The 15,636-nt window shown below is 53.5% G+C and carries 9 protein-coding genes, 2 tRNA genes and 3 rRNA genes; 5 read left to right on the top strand and 9 right to left on the bottom strand.

Features of this window, described 5'->3' with window-relative positions; all coding sequences use genetic code 11:
- Positions 1 to 536 precede the first annotated feature (536 nt).
- From JQR86_RS24370 to JQR86_RS24335, 8 genes are all read right to left on the bottom strand, one after another.
- Positions 537 to 1,556, bottom strand: a complete 1,020-nt coding sequence (locus tag JQR86_RS24370) for a ParB/RepB/Spo0J family partition protein (protein WP_434155601.1) — start codon at positions 1,554 to 1,556, stop codon at positions 537 to 539.
- Positions 1,553 to 2,689 carry a ParA family protein gene (locus JQR86_RS24365; RefSeq protein ID WP_404628546.1) on the bottom strand — a complete coding sequence of 379 codons (1,137 nt, stop codon included), beginning with the start codon at positions 2,687 to 2,689 and terminating at the stop codon, positions 1,553 to 1,555. The genes JQR86_RS24370 and JQR86_RS24365 overlap by 4 nt, the downstream gene beginning before the upstream one ends.
- 843 nt (positions 2,690 to 3,532) lie before the next feature.
- Positions 3,533 to 4,471, bottom strand: a complete 939-nt coding sequence (locus JQR86_RS24360; RefSeq protein WP_434155733.1) for a phosphatidate cytidylyltransferase — start codon at positions 4,469 to 4,471, stop codon at positions 3,533 to 3,535.
- Positions 4,471 to 5,115, bottom strand: a complete 645-nt coding sequence (locus tag JQR86_RS24355) for a lysophospholipid acyltransferase family protein (RefSeq protein WP_434155599.1) — start codon at positions 5,113 to 5,115, stop codon at positions 4,471 to 4,473. The genes JQR86_RS24360 and JQR86_RS24355 overlap by 1 nt, the downstream gene beginning before the upstream one ends.
- A 37-nt stretch (positions 5,116 to 5,152) precedes the next feature.
- Entirely contained in the window at positions 5,153 to 5,755 is a 603-nt protein-coding gene (locus JQR86_RS24350) for a CDP-alcohol phosphatidyltransferase family protein (RefSeq protein ID WP_434155598.1), read from the bottom strand.
- A 176-nt stretch (positions 5,756 to 5,931) separates the two neighbouring features.
- A complete protein-coding gene (locus JQR86_RS24345) occupies positions 5,932 to 6,372 on the bottom strand; it encodes a hypothetical protein (protein WP_434155597.1) in 441 nt (146 codons plus the stop codon).
- On the bottom strand, positions 6,369 to 7,754 hold the full coding sequence (locus JQR86_RS24340; protein WP_434155596.1) for a phosphatase PAP2/dual specificity phosphatase family protein: 1,386 nt from the start codon (positions 7,752 to 7,754) through the stop codon (positions 6,369 to 6,371). Before JQR86_RS24340 ends, JQR86_RS24345 begins: the two co-directional genes overlap by 4 nt.
- Positions 7,732 to 9,504 (bottom strand): bifunctional alpha/beta hydrolase/class I SAM-dependent methyltransferase, encoded by a 1,773-nt coding sequence (locus JQR86_RS24335; protein ID WP_434155595.1) that lies wholly within the window; start codon positions 9,502 to 9,504, stop codon positions 7,732 to 7,734. Before JQR86_RS24335 ends, JQR86_RS24340 begins: the two co-directional genes overlap by 23 nt.
- Positions 9,505 to 10,039: 535 nt before the next feature.
- On the opposite strand from JQR86_RS24335, the gene JQR86_RS24330 reads away from it, so the two are divergent.
- The 5 genes from JQR86_RS24330 to rrf all read left to right on the top strand — a co-directional run bounded on the left by JQR86_RS24330 (position 10,040) and on the right by rrf (position 15,205).
- Positions 10,040 to 11,576: ribosomal RNA gene (locus JQR86_RS24330) — 16S ribosomal RNA — on the top strand.
- A 98-nt stretch (positions 11,577 to 11,674) separates the two neighbouring features.
- Positions 11,675 to 11,751: transfer RNA gene (locus tag JQR86_RS24325), tRNA-Ile, on the top strand.
- 6 nt (positions 11,752 to 11,757) lie between these two features.
- Positions 11,758 to 11,833: transfer RNA gene (locus tag JQR86_RS24320), tRNA-Ala, on the top strand.
- 246 nt (positions 11,834 to 12,079) lie between these two features.
- Positions 12,080 to 14,970 (top strand): 23S ribosomal RNA (locus tag JQR86_RS24315).
- 119 nt (positions 14,971 to 15,089) lie between these two features.
- A 5S ribosomal RNA gene (rrf, locus tag JQR86_RS24310) occupies positions 15,090 to 15,205 on the top strand.
- The 16S, 23S and 5S rRNA genes sit together here with 2 tRNA genes alongside, the layout of an rRNA operon.
- A gap of 112 nt (positions 15,206 to 15,317) precedes the next feature.
- On the opposite strand, the gene JQR86_RS24305 is transcribed toward rrf, so the two are convergent.
- Positions 15,318 to 15,617: a hypothetical protein gene (locus JQR86_RS24305; protein ID WP_434155594.1), complete on the bottom strand. Its 300-nt coding sequence runs from the start codon at positions 15,615 to 15,617 to the stop codon at positions 15,318 to 15,320.
- Positions 15,618 to 15,636: the final 19 nt, after the last annotated feature.

Genomic DNA, 15,636 nt, shown 5'->3' with positions numbered 1-15,636 from the left:
TCGAACAGATGCTTGTATCACTTGTTCCTTCTAATAAGGAAACTTTTCACCGTGAAAAAAAGGTCGATAAGCTAGCAAGAAGCCAAGAAGCCAAGGAGGCAATTGTTGGAATAAAGGATCTTGGATCCGATTTTTGGTGCGTGAGAAGGAAAGCTATAAGAGGAAGACGGTTTAGAGGAACTTTTCACGGTGAAAAGTAGGTGATCAAGTCAATACTATGACCTGCTTTCATACGGGATTGCCTCCTTTAGTAGCAGTAAAGGGACACGTACCTATTGATTTTATATCAGTGGTTTTGATGGTGCTGGCATGAAGTTTTCACGGTGAAAACTTTAAGAAGACAGACGCACAAAGACTATGAAAGGTAGGTGGTCTAGGCGATATATCTGGAACCAGATCAGTCAAAGATGGAGGCGAGATATAAAACAGGAAGTGAGAAAGGCTGGATGTGCTTTATAAGGGAAAAGAGAAGGGAAAGCGAAAGGGAGTTTTCACAGCGAATCTTTTCACCGTGAAAACTCTTATATTTCAAGGGTTTAGTGGGATCCCACAGTGGTTTTGAGAAGATCCAGGAGTTGATCAGGCGTTAGGCCCTTGGGGCAGGTCAAAACAAGCTTTTGCCCATCGATCAGCGCATTGACCGAGCCAAGGCCATTGTTCAGCTGGAGCGCTACTGAAGCTTTGGGCATCTTGGGGTTAAGTGTTCGGGTTACCTCTGCCTTGAGCCACTGTAGCGCAGCCTCCTGCGACGTACCCTTGGCAATCTTGCGAACCGCTTCAATGACAAGGTCTTCTTGGCCCTGGTCTGTGAAGCGTACAAACTCGCCGACCAGCTTGTTACCAATAAGCAGGGGATTAAGATCCAGCATGGAGATGACCTCAGCTGGAAGCTTAAAGTAGGCAAGGCAGCGACTGATAGTCGACATGCTTTTGCCAACACGCTGGGACAGCTGGGTTTGATGCTTGATCATGCCCGAATCAAGTAGCTGCTTGTACCCGCGGCCCCGCTCATAATCGGATAGATCTTCCCTTGCATCATTGTCTGTACAGGACATGATGGCCGCTTCTTCATCAGTGTACTGGCGTATCAACGAGAAGATGTGGGACTTGCCAAGCAACTTGTGCGCCCGTAGACGGCGCTCCCCCCCAATGAGTTCATAGCGGCCGTCTTCAACAGGGCGCACAATGACCGGGTTGGTTAGCCCCTGGCCTCGCTCGATCGTGGAGGCCAGAAGGCTGATGCTTTCCTCATCGAAATGCAGACGCGGCTGGTAGCGGCCTGGGTCAATCAGATCAATGGGAAGCAAGGCCAGCGACGCATCTTCATCTGCTGGATAATCAGCGGGCGAATCCATCCCGTGAGCATTTGTAGGTAAGCCTGAACTGGGCGGCACTGCTTCCTGCGTAGCGGCAGACGAGGTGCCGGGCGCATTAAGCAAGCCCAGTTCCTTGAGAATATCCTCCTGGGAGCGGGAAAGGTCAGCCTCGACAAGCGGTACGACTCGAGAGTGACTCACCGGAGCGCCATCCTGACCAAGTCGACGTGTCGATTTCATTTAACTTGCTCCAGTACTTTACGGATACGTCCTGTGATTTCGCTAAACACCAGGCGCATGGCGCCAAGGGAGTTGTCCGTCGCAGGTCGCCAAAGTGACAATGGCACGCCGTCCTCAAGGCTCTTGGAATAATCCTCCGACAGGTAAAGCGGTTGCTCCGTTACCTTGTTGGGAAATAGCTGGGCAAGCCTTGCCAGGTTGGCCTGAATCCGAGGCCGGTTGCGGATATACATCGTCGGGATGGCGATGATTTCAGGGGCGCGCTTGAAATCCTTTTTGAACTCGGCAAGCTTGTACGCCAGACGCGATAATGCCCGGAAGGAAAACTTGTCCATGCGAACCGGGCAGATCAGGAAGTCAGCCGCCACCATGGAGTTGCGCGACAACATGGTACCGGACGGGGCGTTATCCATGATGATGACGTCGTAGCGGGAGAGATCACAATGCGGATACTCGCCGTTTCTGGCCGAGGAGATAAACAGGGAATAACGGAAGTCGGAGCCCTGGGCGTTGCGTAACACCACATCCAGGTCATCCAGAGAGTCTTCAGCTGGAATCAGGTGAGGACCATATTCACCAAAGGGTTTCTTGATCACCTCATCGAGGGTCATGGGCTGGTAGGCGTTGCCAAGGCGCATAAGGTTACCCAGATGGCCATTGACGGAACGTTCGCCGGGGACGCCAATATCCTCGAGTTCTTCTGCGGTAAGGTCTGGGTCGTAGCCAAACATCGAGCTGGCGTCCCCTTGAGGGTCATTGTCGATGACCAGCGTACGAAGCCCCATCAGGCTGAACAGAATGGCCAGGTTACAGGTAGTAGTGGTCTTGGCGGTTCCACCCTTCTGTACGTAGTCGCAGATGGTAATCGGTCGCGCAAACCCCTTGGTCTGGCCATTTTGTCGACGTATCGCCGCGATCTGGAACAGGTCATTCAAGGTGTAGCTGCGGACCTCGACCGATCCACGTGCGACACGGCCAATCTGAAGGTTATTTTCTTTCTCAATGTTCTTTAGGGTCTGTGGACTGATGCCAAGGCAATCGGCGGCGAACTGGGGCGGGAATTGTAGAGCCGAAAAGTCAGTATATGGATAGGCTTCCACATTATCGACTTGAGAACTGGCCAAAGCGTCCATGAAGATCCCTGTAATGTAATAGACTATGTGTTTCAGGGGATTTTGAACGTCGTGATAGGGTCATGCAAGTAAAAAAGCCATCAAACCCTATAAAACAGCTCATGAATTCATTTTTACTACACGGTCAACGTCGAGGTAGATCCGCTACTTCTTATAGGGTTTCAGCCCAAAAAGGTACAAAGATCAAAGACTTGCCATGTCTGAGTGCTTCAATCGCAAAGCCATTATCACTGCGAGCATGATAAAAACCGCCTTGCAGACCCCTTCGATCCGCTGGTCCAAACCGGTCTAAAAAGGCTTCAGGCTACAGGTCGAATATAGCCGGGCTGACCCGCCCTGCTTAACTGGAAACCGCAATAGTAGGGTACCCTCAGACCCTGCACCGGGCTATGGCGTGGATCAAGAATAGTCAATGGATGATAGCGCCTGACGTTCTTTTCCAGACCGGAAAGTGTGGTTTGTCTCATTTCTAAAGGCAAAAATGCGAAGCGAGCTGATCCGGTGCTTCTGCTGGCTGCCCTGGATTGAATGAACCCGGGCAATACCGGGTGGGATCACTGGTCGGAACGGGCCTTCGTGGTCTAGTGCTGCTTATGAAAGCAGACATTGCCGAGAAAGGCGGCCTGCACTAATAAGGGCAGGAGACCCTGAGCATTTTTGGACCAGTTTCCAGCCTGGCCAATGGCAGTACAGGTCTATACGGAGCATGGAGCCAGGCCTCACCCTCCAGGAGTCTGGGCATCAGGCTGGCTGGACAGAGTGAGGGGAGCCTGTAGATATCTCAAATCGATGTGCCAGGCCAGCCTAGCTTATCTGCAGAAACGGTCTACAAACATGGCCATGTCATGCCTGGGCCCAGCCATATCGTACAGCATGGAAGAATACTGGCGCCGCAAAGCAGACTGAATCCAGCCGGTCCAACATTCCGCCGTGCCCCTCTATCATGTTGCCCCAGTCCTTTACGCCACGGTCACGCTTGATGGCGGACATCACAAGCCCGCCGATAAAGCCCATGACACATATCAGTAGTGACATTCCGGTGGCTTGCCATGGTGTGAACGGTGTCATCCACCAGAGCGAGCCGCCCAGCACGGTTGCACTGACCACTCCACCCACAAAGCCCTCGGTGGTTTTCGAGGGGGACAGGTGAGGAGCAATCCGGTGGCGCCCGAAAAGCTTTCCCCAGATGTATTGCAAGACATCGGAGGATTGCACAACCAGAACAAGGAAGGCTACGAGCAACAGGCTACGGCCCTCAAAGTTCGGCAGGTGCAGTGTAAGTAGTGCCGGTACATGGGAGATGCAGAAAACGCTGATCATAAGACCCCATTGGGTTTTCGCGGTACGCTCAAGAAAACGGGTCGCATCGCCGCCAAGGCAGGCCAGAAAGGGCATCAGCAGGAATACATAGACAGGAATAAAGATGCTGAACAGTCCATACCATTCTATGTAGACAAGAAAATACTGAAAAGGCAGTACCAGGTAGAAGGCACCTACAAGCGCAGGGTAGTCACTGTTGCGCGTTGGGGTAAGCGTAATGAACTCCCGAAGGGCGAAAAACGAGATCAGGTAAAAAAGTACGGTCACGCCAATCTTACCAAACGCAAACGCGATGGCTAGTACGCCTACCATTACCCACCAGGCGTTGATCCGGGCGATCAGATTTTCTACAACCGGGTTTGCTGAGGCTCCCGTGCGTTGCTGTAGGAGAAACCCGACTGTGGAGGCAACCGCGAGGAAACCAGCCACGGCAACAAAAAGCATCAAGGTCTGGTGGTCCATCATTTATCCTCCTTCGAAAGAGTGAGCAGCGCCTCGCGTGCCCGTTCAAGAAAGTGTTCCTTGGTTTCGTCATGGCCTAGTTGGACAGGCTCTCCGAATGTCAAGGTAACCAGCAGGGGAAGCGGAAGGGTGCGACCTTTGGGCATAACACGCTTGAGATTGTCTATCCAGACAGGTATCAGTTCTGCGTCTGGGCAGGCTCGGGCCAGGTGATAAAGACCGCCCCTGAAACAAAGCAGAGTATCGCCCTGGTTGCGTGTGCCTTCGGGAAACAAGATCAGCGAATCACCACGGGACAGAATGTGGCTCATCTGAGCGATTGCATCATTCGGACCAGAGCCTGGCCTGCGGTTGATCAGGACACCCTTGAATACATCGTTGATAATAAAGCGTCGGAGGCATCCCTTGTTCCAGTAGTCCGCGCCTGCGACAGGGTGAGTGCGGGCTCTTAAGTCGGGCGGGAGTGATGACCAGAGCAGGACAAAGTCGCCGTGGCTGCTATGGTTCGCAAAATAGATTCGGGCCCCTGTGGAAGGCTGGGAGCCACGCCACAGCGCCCGCGCGCCGGTTAGTGCAGCGGCAAAGGATGTGATCAGTAGCGCGGCCAGGCGGCTTGGCCCTGAGCCCAGGCATGAGCGGTGCATAGTCAAATTCCCTTTGAGACACAGTATCGCTAGAGGTCTAGACAGCGGCGTTCATGCCCCTGTTGATACGGTTGTATATCGTCAGACAGGCCAGGCCCGTCATAATCGCCAGTGCCACATCGAGCCAGAGGCCAGGGCTCACGCCAAGGGCGACGAGCAAGCCCATACCACCAAACACAAGAGCCCGGTCACTCTTGCCCATGGGGCCATCGTAGCGTCTGTCTGCTCCGACCATTAACCCCATGACCCCTACATACTCGCTAAGCCAGGCAAGAAACGTTACGACAAGTACAAGCCATGGGCAGGTAGCCAGTAACATAAAGGGCAGATAGAGCGCTGCGTCTGAAACCAGATCGCAGACCTCGTTCAGGTAGGCGCCAAGCCGGGACTGCTGTGCGTACTCTCGGGCAAGAATACCGTCTATGGCGTTCAAGGCCATGCGTAGTAGCATCCAGACTGGTACCAGCAGGAAGACAAGTGAAAATGAGGCGAGCAAGGAAACCGCCATCCCGATCACAATGGAGCCCAGGCAGGCAGACAGGGTTACCTGATTTGCAGTGATGCCCTTGTTGTATAGTGCGGTGACGCAGGGACGTAGCAGTTCCTGGAAACGCGGTTTCAGATCGTAGACGGAGGGCATACAAGTCCTTTTGCGGTGCCTTGGATCAGTAATTCCAAGGGGTGGTTTATCTTTAATACGCTTACATATGCATCGGTTGCGGAGCTATTCGCGGCGGCAGTCACTACTGTTTCTGCTTGCCAATATGTCATGGGCAACCAGAGCACAGGCTGCGCCTGTATCCGCTGACGTCCTGGCTAGCTGCGTAAGCCCAGGATTACCACAGCAGCTATCAACAGGGCTGTCTGGACAGCAAGGCACCGGGCCTGATTACGCAGCAAGCCAAGCGCACCGCGGCTGCGTGCATCCCATGAGCGGTTGGCCGGTATCGCCATTACGAGCCCAAGCCTGACTAATCCCTGATCAAGTTCATGGCCTATTCTGTCCCTGTCAGCTTCATGGCTGTCAGAGAGGTGTCGGAAGAGCGCAGCGTCAATATTGACCCGGGCCGACCAGTAGAGCTGCACCAGAGAGACAGTAAAGCTCATGAGAAACGCAGCACCGGCCAGGTAAGCGCCTACCAGCATTGCAGCTAGCGCTGCTAGCACTGCCAGGCCGCTCAGTGTCATGGAGCAGCAATGGATTTGTCTTCCCTGGTAAAGGAGCTGTGCGCAAAGCAACGCCTGGACAGTTGTCATGCAGGCGCTCCTGACAGGCCGTTTAGAGGCGCTGGCTGGCTCGCAGGGCTGTGAGTAATCAGTGCATCAAGGTACTCGAGCTGCGCCTTGCCCAGGTGTACGCGGCGCTTGCTTTCCAGCTGCGCCCTTGCTGCCTGGCCATCACTGACATGACGAAACAGGATCAACCATGCCGCAACGGCGGCTGCGCTGCGGGAATATCCAAGTGAACAGTACACCAGCGTTCTGCCTCTGCCACGGGCTTGCTGGATAGCCCTCGCGACCGCTTCGCACTCGCTGGTGTTCAGTGGAACGAGGTCCAGATGAGGGAGGGCAAGGTAAGTTGTCTTTGGCCCTGGTTGAGGAGCTGGAAGCTCCGCACAAAGATCGACCAGAGCAGCAAAGCCATGCTGCTGGAGTACGCCACTATCCGGCAGGCGTCCTATCCAAACATCGTGCTCTATTTCGACGACCACTGGCTCACCGGAAGTCCAGAGCCTGGAGTTGGCCCAGGCAGCCAGCAGGTAGGGTGCAAGCATAAGGCTACAGGCGATGCTGAGCTGGCCGCTGTACTGCTTCTGGAATCCCTGCGCACCCCAAAACAGGTAAGTGGCCGACACCAATAGCAGGGCCCATCCAAGCCATAACAGCCAAAGACCTGTACCGCCTAGTGCCACGGCAATAGCGGCCACAGCTAATGCTCCCAGCAGGTAGCAAAGGCCAATCAGCCTGGTTTTACGATTACACGGCCACTTGATCCGCAGCAGCGGGCAGGGCTGCTCCATTGGCCAGCACCACAGGCACAGCATTCCCACAAGAACGCCTGTTGGAATGTCAATGAAATGATGCTGGTAGGTTGTCAGTACCGATAGCCCGATCAGTAGGGCCCATCCATGTACGAACCATCTGACTGGCGGGCGACTATGCGCGGCGTAGCGATCCCACAGTATTACCAGCAGTATGATATGTAACGAAGGAGCCTGGTTATAGGGTTGGTCAAAGCCCAGCAGTACGTCAAAGAGCCATCCGGTAAGGCCCTCGGTTTCAGGCCGGCCATGGGTGAAGTGCAGCGGGAAAAGCAGAAATCCGCCTATCGCAAGTCCCTGGGCAGTCAGTAACCTGAACGCATGTCGCTTCATTTCCCGTGGTGTTTTGCACAGGAGAAATGACACGCCGTACAAGAGGTCAATGGACCAGTATGGAAGGATTGTCCAGCTCCAGAAGGGAATCAGATGTTCCCATTCGAAGACAAGGCTTCCTATGTCTCCTCGGGTAGCAGTGAAGGTATTGGCTGCACCATAGGTCAGAAAGAATAGAGGTCCCAGAACAGCTAGCCAGAGGATGCCCAGGCGGGCCCGCTGGAACACCCCAAGAGGCTGGTCAGGACTCAACATGGTTTGCATCGCTGCGCTGGGCTATCGAAACCGTAAAGATTCCCCATTCATCAATCCGCTGTTCTATCTTTGAAAAGCCTGCCTGCACTACCAGTTGATCGAGTTCAGCCTGTGTTCGTCGCCGCATGACCCAAGGTCTGCCGTCTCGATGGCTGGTCAATGCGCGGGCAATAAACTCAAGCTGTGGATGCCAGGGCTGTCCGGTATAGATCAAATAGCTGCCTGGAGCCATGAGCGAGGCAAGCGCAGACAGCGAGGTGTCTACCATCGTATTGTCACCAAAGAGCTCGTAGAGCCCGGAGACGATCACAAGAGACGGACGCTCCTTGATGGCGCGCAGGCTTTGGGGGTCAAACGCATCACCCTTGGCAAAGGTGGCGATATCGTGAAGCCCGTTCTGTTCAATCAGCAACGTGCCTTTCTGGACATTAAGATCACTGTAGTCCCGCAACAGCACGGACACTGGTCGAATATCGCTGCTTGTCAGCCCCTCAAGGATATAGCGGCCGTGTCCTGCCGCTATATCCAGGATATGAATCGCAATGCCCCGATTATCCAGGCGCTGCATGGCCAGGCCAAGCAGCTCCTGAATATGCTGCTTTCGTTGCCGGATGCCACGCCAGCCGATTGCATTGAGGTACTGCTGGTCAATGTAACGTCCCAGCATGGATATTCCAGACGGACGATTCTGGTACACATAGTCAAGGGTGCTGCCTGAGTCAAAACCTGTCCTGACGCCAAGCTTGAGCCCATCAGAAAGTTTTGCGCCTATGGCCAGTCCTGCGCGTATACCTCGCCAGAAGAGGCCTTGCGGCGACTGCGCTGGCAGAGGCATTGACAGGGCCTCAGCTTCGCTTTTGGTTGCACCCATCTGGTCCGCTTCCAGTAGAGACGGGCGCGCAGAGTGACGCGCAAACTGCAGCCGAATGAAGCCACGTATTTTTTCAAGGGCCTGTTGCCTGTCCTGCTCCCCGAGGGTGTCATGGTAGAAGCCCGGCAGAATATGCATCTCTTTTTCAAGCGTTCCGAGCCGCTCAAAGAACTTGATCTGTGCCGGGCGCCTGACCACAAAGTCCGAGCCAGATATCAGTAGCTGGGTAGGCACCTGGATGGCGTTGGCATCACTTACTACACGATCCGCTGCGCGATAGAGTCCCAGGAGCTGCCGAACAGAAATCGCCCTGGCAATCAGTGGATCGTTTGCATAACTAGCGGCCCTGGCCTTGTCATGGGTCAACATGGCAGGGCGGACGTAGCTGTTAACAAAGAAATTGCCTTTTAATGCATGCAGTACCTGCAGGCCACCGCGCGCAAAGGGAACATACAGGTTGATGTCAAAGGCTGGCGATGCTAGTGCCATGCACCGAATGGCAGGGGCATAATCGTGAACCCAGGCTGCAGCGATTACCGCTCCCACACTTTGTGCCACAACAGCAATGTTTTGGGGGCTCAGGTTGTAGGTAACGCAAAGGTGGGTAATGAAGCAGTCAAGGTCACGGACCGAGGCGGCAAAGCTGGGGCTGTCTCCACGTGCGCCGGTAGACTGGCCATGGCCACGAGCGTCCCAGGCATAAAAGGAAAAGCCCTCAAGCCCTAGTTCATGGACCAGATGGCTGACTCGACCGGAGTGTTCATGTCCCCGGTGCAGCAGGACAACGGCTCTGTCTGTTGGACAGTTGGGCTGCCAGCGGCGATAGAAGAGGGTCTCGCCATCATGGGTCTTGAAGGTGGTGGTGTGTTCAACAAAGACTGCATCCATGCAATTGGATCCTGGTGATATGCTCTACAAGCCCATCCGGATTGCCATATGAAGACATATTCGGACAGTTTCTGCGCCTGTGCTGATGCCAGGCGTGCCTCTGACAATAGCTCCCTTTGTCAGGCCAGCTATCATAGCGCATCGCAGTACTGCTCTGTCGCTATGCACGTCGCGGGATGTTATCCGCTCGTCAGTGCAGCGCAAAAGTTGCTGTCGACAGGTATATAATTAGGAGGATGACCTGATGAGCTTCCAAGCGAATCAGCAGATCCGGCAAGCGGTTCAGCGGGTTAGACCGGTTGAATAAAATGCTTGACAGGACAAGAGGTTAGCGTAGAATGCGCGCCTCGGTTGAGACAAGGTCTTAACCAATCGCTCTTTAACAAGTTGAATCAAGCAATTCGTGTGGGTGCTTGTGCTGTAAGACTGATGGATCGACAAGATTATCAGCAAGACAAGTAACACTCGTGAATTCGAGAGTTTATTTGCGATTGCTGAGCCAAGTTTAGGGTTTTCTCAAAACCCGGATATGTTTGAACTGAAGAGTTTGATCATGGCTCAGATTGAACGCTGGCGGCAGGCCTAACACATGCAAGTCGAGCGGATGAGGAGAGCTTGCTCTCTGATTCAGCGGCGGACGGGTGAGTAATGCCTAGGAATCTGCCTGGTAGTGGGGGACAACGTTTCGAAAGGAACGCTAATACCGCATACGTCCTACGGGAGAAAGTGGGGGATCTTCGGACCTCACGCTATCAGATGAGCCTAGGTCGGATTAGCTAGTTGGTGGGGTAACGGCTCACCAAGGCGACGATCCGTAACTGGTCTGAGAGGATGATCAGTCACACTGGAACTGAGACACGGTCCAGACTCCTACGGGAGGCAGCAGTGGGGAATATTGGACAATGGGCGAAAGCCTGATCCAGCCATGCCGCGTGTGTGAAGAAGGCCCTCGGGTCGTAAAGCACTTTAAGCTGGGAGGAAGGGTTGTAACCTAATACGTTGCAGCTTTGACGTTACCAGCAGAATAAGCACCGGCTAACTCTGTGCCAGCAGCCGCGGTAATACAGAGGGTGCAAGCGTTAATCGGAATTACTGGGCGTAAAGCGCGCGTAGGTGGCTTGGTAAGTTGAATGTGAAATCCCCGGGCTCAACCTGGGAACTGCATCCAAAACTGCCTGGCTAGAGTACGGTAGAGGGTGGTGGAATTTCCTGTGTAGCGGTGAAATGCGTAGATATAGGAAGGAACACCAGTGGCGAAGGCGACCACCTGGACTGATACTGACACTGAGGTGCGAAAGCGTGGGGAGCAAACAGGATTAGATACCCTGGTAGTCCACGCCGTAAACGATGTCAACTAGCCGTTGGGGTCCTTGAGACTTTAGTGGCGCAGCTAACGCAATAAGTTGACCGCCTGGGGAGTACGGCCGCAAGGTTAAAACTCAAATGAATTGACGGGGGCCCGCACAAGCGGTGGAGCATGTGGTTTAATTCGAAGCAACGCGAAGAACCTTACCAGGCCTTGACATGCAGAGAACTTTCCAGAGATGGATTGGTGCCTTCGGGAACTCTGACACAGGTGCTGCATGGCTGTCGTCAGCTCGTGTCGTGAGATGTTGGGTTAAGTCCCGTAACGAGCGCAACCCTTGTCCTTAGTTACCAGCACATCATGGTGGGCACTCTAAGGAGACTGCCGGTGACAAACCGGAGGAAGGTGGGGATGACGTCAAGTCATCATGGCCCTTACGGCCTGGGCTACACACGTGCTACAATGGTCGGTACAAAGGGTTGCCAAACCGCGAGGTGGAGCTAATCCCATAAAACCGATCGTAGTCCGGATCGCAGTCTGCAACTCGACTGCGTGAAGTCGGAATCGCTAGTAATCGTGAATCAGAACGTCACGGTGAATACGTTCCCGGGCCTTGTACACACCGCCCGTCACACCATGGGAGTGGGTTGCACCAGAAGTAGCTAGTCTAACCTTCGGGAGGACGGTTACCACGGTGTGATTCATGACTGGGGTGAAGTCGTAACAAGGTAGCCGTAGGGGAACCTGCGGCTGGATCACCTCCTTAATCGATAGATCCCAGCTTTGGCATAAGCTCCCACACGAATTGCTTGATTCACTGAAATAAAGACGCGAGATGAGTCAAGACTCAAGCGTTAGACGATTGGGTCTGTAGCTCAGTTGGTTAGAGCGCACCCCTGATAAGGGTGAGGTCGGCAGTTCGAATCTGCCCAGACCCACCAATCGATGGGGCCATAGCTCAGCTGGGAGAGCGCCTGCTTTGCACGCAGGAGGTCAGGAGTTCGATCCTCCTTGGCTCCACCATCTAACACCGCGTTAAAGCTCAGAACTGAGTGCTTACCCCCCCCTAAGGGTTGGATCGGAGCATTGACTTCTGAACTTTGTTTTCAGACTGTTCTTTAAAAATTTGGGTATGTGATAGAAGTACGAACACATAGGCTGTTTCACTGCAGGCTATGTGGTCAAGGTAAATTTGCGAGTTCAAGCGCAAGTTTTCGGCGAATGTCGTGTTCCAAACCAGACATAACTTCAGATTCTTTGGGGTTATATGGTCAAGTGAATAAGCGCATACGGTGGATGCCTTGGCAGTCAGAGGCGATGAAAGACGTGATAGCCTGCGATAAGCTTCGGGGAGTCGGCAAATAGACTGTGATCCGGAGATCTCTGAATGGGGGAACCCACCTGATATAAGTCAGGTATCTCACACTGAATCCATAGGTGTGAGAGGCGAACCAGGGGAACTGAAACATCTAAGTACCCTGAGGAAAAGAAATCAACCGAGATTCCCTAAGTAGTGGCGAGCGAACGGGGACTAGCCCTTAAGCTCAATTGATTTTAACCGAACGCTCTGGAAAGTGCGGCCATAGTGGGTGATAGCCCCGTAGGTGAAAGGATCTTTTGAGTGAAATCGAGTAGGACGGCGCACGTGAAACGTTGTCTGAACATGGGGGGACCATCCTCCAAGGCTAAATACTACTGACTGACCGATAGTGAACCAGTACCGTGAGGGAAAGGCGAAAAGAACCCCGGAGAGGGGAGTGAAATAGAACCTGAAACCGTATGCGTACAAGCAGTGGGAGCCCACTTTGTTGGGTGACTGCGTACCTTTTGTATAATGGGTCAGCGACTTATATTCAGTGGCAAGCTTAACCGTATAGGGAAGGCGTAGCGAAAGCGAGTCTTAATAGGGCGTTTTAGTCGCTGGGTATAGACCCGAAACCGGGCGATCTATCCATGAGCAGGTTGAAGGTTAGGTAACACTGACTGGAGGACCGAACCCACTTCCGTTGAAAAGGCAGGGGATGACTTGTGGATCGGAGTGAAAGGCTAATCAAGCTCGGAGATAGCTGGTTCTCCTCGAAAGCTATTTAGGTAGCGCCTCATGTATCACTCTGGGGGGTAGAGCACTGTTTCGGCTAGGGGGTCATCCCGACTTACCAAACCGATGCAAACTCCGAATACCCAGAAGTGCAAGCATGGGAGACACACGGCGGGTGCTAACGTCCGTCGTGAAAAGGGAAACAACCCAGACCGTCAGCTAAGGTCCCAAAGTTGTAGTTAAGTGGTAAACGATGTGGGAAGGCTTAGACAGCTAGGAGGTTGGCTTAGAAGCAGCCACCCTTTAAAGAAAGCGTAATAGCTCACTAGTCGAGTCGGCCTGCGCGGAAGATGTAACGGGGCTCAAACTACACACCGAAGCTACGGGTTCATCGCAAGATGAGCGGTAGAGGAGCGTTCTGTAAGCCTGTGAAGGTGAGTTGAGAAGCTTGCTGGAGGTATCAGAAGTGCGAATGCTGACATGAGTAACGACAATGCGAGTGAAAAACTCGCACGCCGAAAGACCAAGGGTTCCTGCGCAACGTTAATCGACGCAGGGTGAGTCGACCCCTAAGGCGAGGCTGAAAGGCGTAGTCGATGGGAAACAGGTTAATATTCCTGTACTTCTAATTACTGCGATGGGGGGACGGAGAAGGCTAGGCCAGCTTGGCGTTGGTTGTCCAAGTTTAAGGCGGTAGGCTGACTGTTTAGGTAAATCCGGACAGTTAAGGCCGAGAGCTGATGACGACTCTTCTTATGAAGAGGAAGTGGTTGATGCCATGCTTCCAGGAAAAGCCTCTAAGCTTCAGGTAATTAGAAATCGTACCCCAAACCGACACAGGTGGTCGGGTAGAGAATACCAAGGCGCTTGAGAGAACTCGGGTGAAGGAACTAGGCAAAATGGCACCGTAACTTCGGGAGAAGGTGCGCCGGTGAGGGTGAAGGACTTGCTCCGTAAGCTCATGCCGGTCGAAGATACCAGGCCGCTGCGACTGTTTATTAAAAACACAGCACTCTGCAAACACGAAAGTGGACGTATAGGGTGTGACGCCTGCCCGGTGCCGGAAGGTTAATTGATGGGGTTAGCGCAAGCGAAGCTCTTGATCGAAGCCCCGGTAAACGGCGGCCGTAACTATAACGGTCCTAAGGTAGCGAAATTCCTTGTCGGGTAAGTTCCGACCTGCACGAATGGCGTAACGATGGCGGCGCTGTCTCCACCCGAGACTCAGTGAAATTGAAATCGCTGTGAAGATGCAGTGTATCCGCGGCTAGACGGAAAGACCCCGTGAACCTTTACTGTAGCTTTGCACTGGACTTTGAGCCTGCTTGTGTAGGATAGGTGGGAGGCTTTGAAGTGGGGACGCCAGTTCCCATGGAGCCATCCTTGAAATACCACCCTGGCATGCTTGAGGTTCTAACTCTGGTCCGTTATCCGGATCGAGGACAGTGTATGGTGGGCAGTTTGACTGGGGCGGTCTCCTCCTAAAGAGTAACGGAGGAGTACGAAGGTGCGCTCAGACCGGTCGGAAATCGGTCGCAGAGTATAAAGGCAAAAGCGCGCTTGACTGCGAGACAGACACGTCGAGCAGGTACGAAAGTAGGTCTTAGTGATCCGGTGGTTCTGTATGGAAGGGCCATCGCTCAACGGATAAAAGGTACTCCGGGGATAACAGGCTGATACCGCCCAAGAGTTCATATCGACGGCGGTGTTTGGCACCTCGATGTCGGCTCATCACATCCTGGGGCTGAAGCCGGTCCCAAGGGTATGGCTGTTCGCCATTTAAAGTGGTACGCGAGCTGGGTTTAGAACGTCGTGAGACAGTTCGGTCCCTATCTGCCGTGGACGTTTGAGATTTGAGAGGGGCTGCTCCTAGTACGAGAGGACCGGAGTGGACGAACCTCTGGTGTTCCGGTTGTCACGCCAGTGGCATTGCCGGGTAGCTATGTTCGGAAAAGATAACCGCTGAAAGCATCTAAGCGGGAAACTTGCCTCAAGATGAGATCTCACTGGAGCCTTGAGCTTCCTGAAGGGCCGTTGAAGACTACAACGTTGATAGGTCGGGTGTGTAAGCGCTGTGAGGCGTTGAGCTAACCGATACTAATTGCCCGTGAGGCTTGACCATATAACACCCAAACAATCTGTTGTTTGGTAAAGACCGGCCGAAAGCTTGGTTGAACCGCAAAATACCGATCACATACCCATTCGGGGAAACGACTAGACACCGGTTCCCCACCCGAATTGCTTGACGACCATAGAGCGTTGGAACCACCTGATCCCTTTCCGAACTCAGAAGTGAAACGATGCATCGCCGATGGTAGTGTGGGGTTTCCCCATGTGAGAGTAGGTCATCGTCAAGCACCTATACCCAAAACCCCCAGGCCTAACCGCCCGGGGGTTTTGCTTTTGCAGCAGAAAATACGTAACACCAAAAAGCCCTTACATGTGTAGCGGCTTTTATTACGTAAAGCGCTATGAGGCCCGTAAGGCGAGCCGAGAGGTAATAGATCCGCTTAGCAGCTTTCTAAGCGTATCGCGCGAGAAAGGAAATGCACTGATAAGCCATTTGGCTTCGACATAGGTGTGACCATTGTTGATCGTAACGGTTTGACCCTGTTTGAGCGCATAGATCGACAGGGCATGTTCATCCCCTGCTACCGCGCAGCACACATGTGCCTCGCCGGTGAGCTCATCGATACCAATGGTTCGTATCCATGTTTCCTCTGAACGTTCCGTATAGCTACTGCTAGCATCCAGAGTGAACCACTCCATTCGCTTCTCTGCTGACTGC

Source organism: Pseudomonas sp. JZ134, from assembly GCF_051027695.1.
Taxonomy (GTDB): domain Bacteria; phylum Pseudomonadota; class Gammaproteobacteria; order Pseudomonadales; family Pseudomonadaceae; genus Chryseomonas; species Chryseomonas luteola.
Note: the sequence above shows the minus strand (reverse complement) of the source record. Positions and strands in the feature narration are given on the sequence as shown.

What these genes read in the sequence shown, in the direction of transcription:
- JQR86_RS24370 (WP_434155601.1), bottom strand. Translation starts at nt 1,556, where the DNA reads ATGAAATCGACACGTCGACTTGGTCAGGATGGCGCTCCGGTGAGTCAC.
- JQR86_RS24365 (WP_404628546.1), bottom strand. Translation starts at nt 2,689, where the DNA reads ATGGACGCTTTGGCCAGTTCTCAAGTCGATAATGTGGAAGCCTATCCA.
- JQR86_RS24360 (WP_434155733.1), bottom strand. Translation starts at nt 4,471, where the DNA reads ATGGACCACCAGACCTTGATGCTTTTTGTTGCCGTGGCTGGTTTCCTC.
- JQR86_RS24355 (WP_434155599.1), bottom strand. Translation starts at nt 5,115, where the DNA reads ATGCACCGCTCATGCCTGGGCTCAGGGCCAAGCCGCCTGGCCGCGCTA.
- JQR86_RS24350 (WP_434155598.1), bottom strand. Translation starts at nt 5,755, where the DNA reads ATGCCCTCCGTCTACGATCTGAAACCGCGTTTCCAGGAACTGCTACGT.
- JQR86_RS24345 (WP_434155597.1), bottom strand. Translation starts at nt 6,372, where the DNA reads ATGACAACTGTCCAGGCGTTGCTTTGCGCACAGCTCCTTTACCAGGGA.
- JQR86_RS24340 (WP_434155596.1), bottom strand. Translation starts at nt 7,754, where the DNA reads ATGCAAACCATGTTGAGTCCTGACCAGCCTCTTGGGGTGTTCCAGCGG.
- JQR86_RS24335 (WP_434155595.1), bottom strand. Translation starts at nt 9,504, where the DNA reads ATGGATGCAGTCTTTGTTGAACACACCACCACCTTCAAGACCCATGAT.
- JQR86_RS24305 (WP_434155594.1), bottom strand. Translation starts at nt 15,617, where the DNA reads ATGGAGTGGTTCACTCTGGATGCTAGCAGTAGCTATACGGAACGTTCA.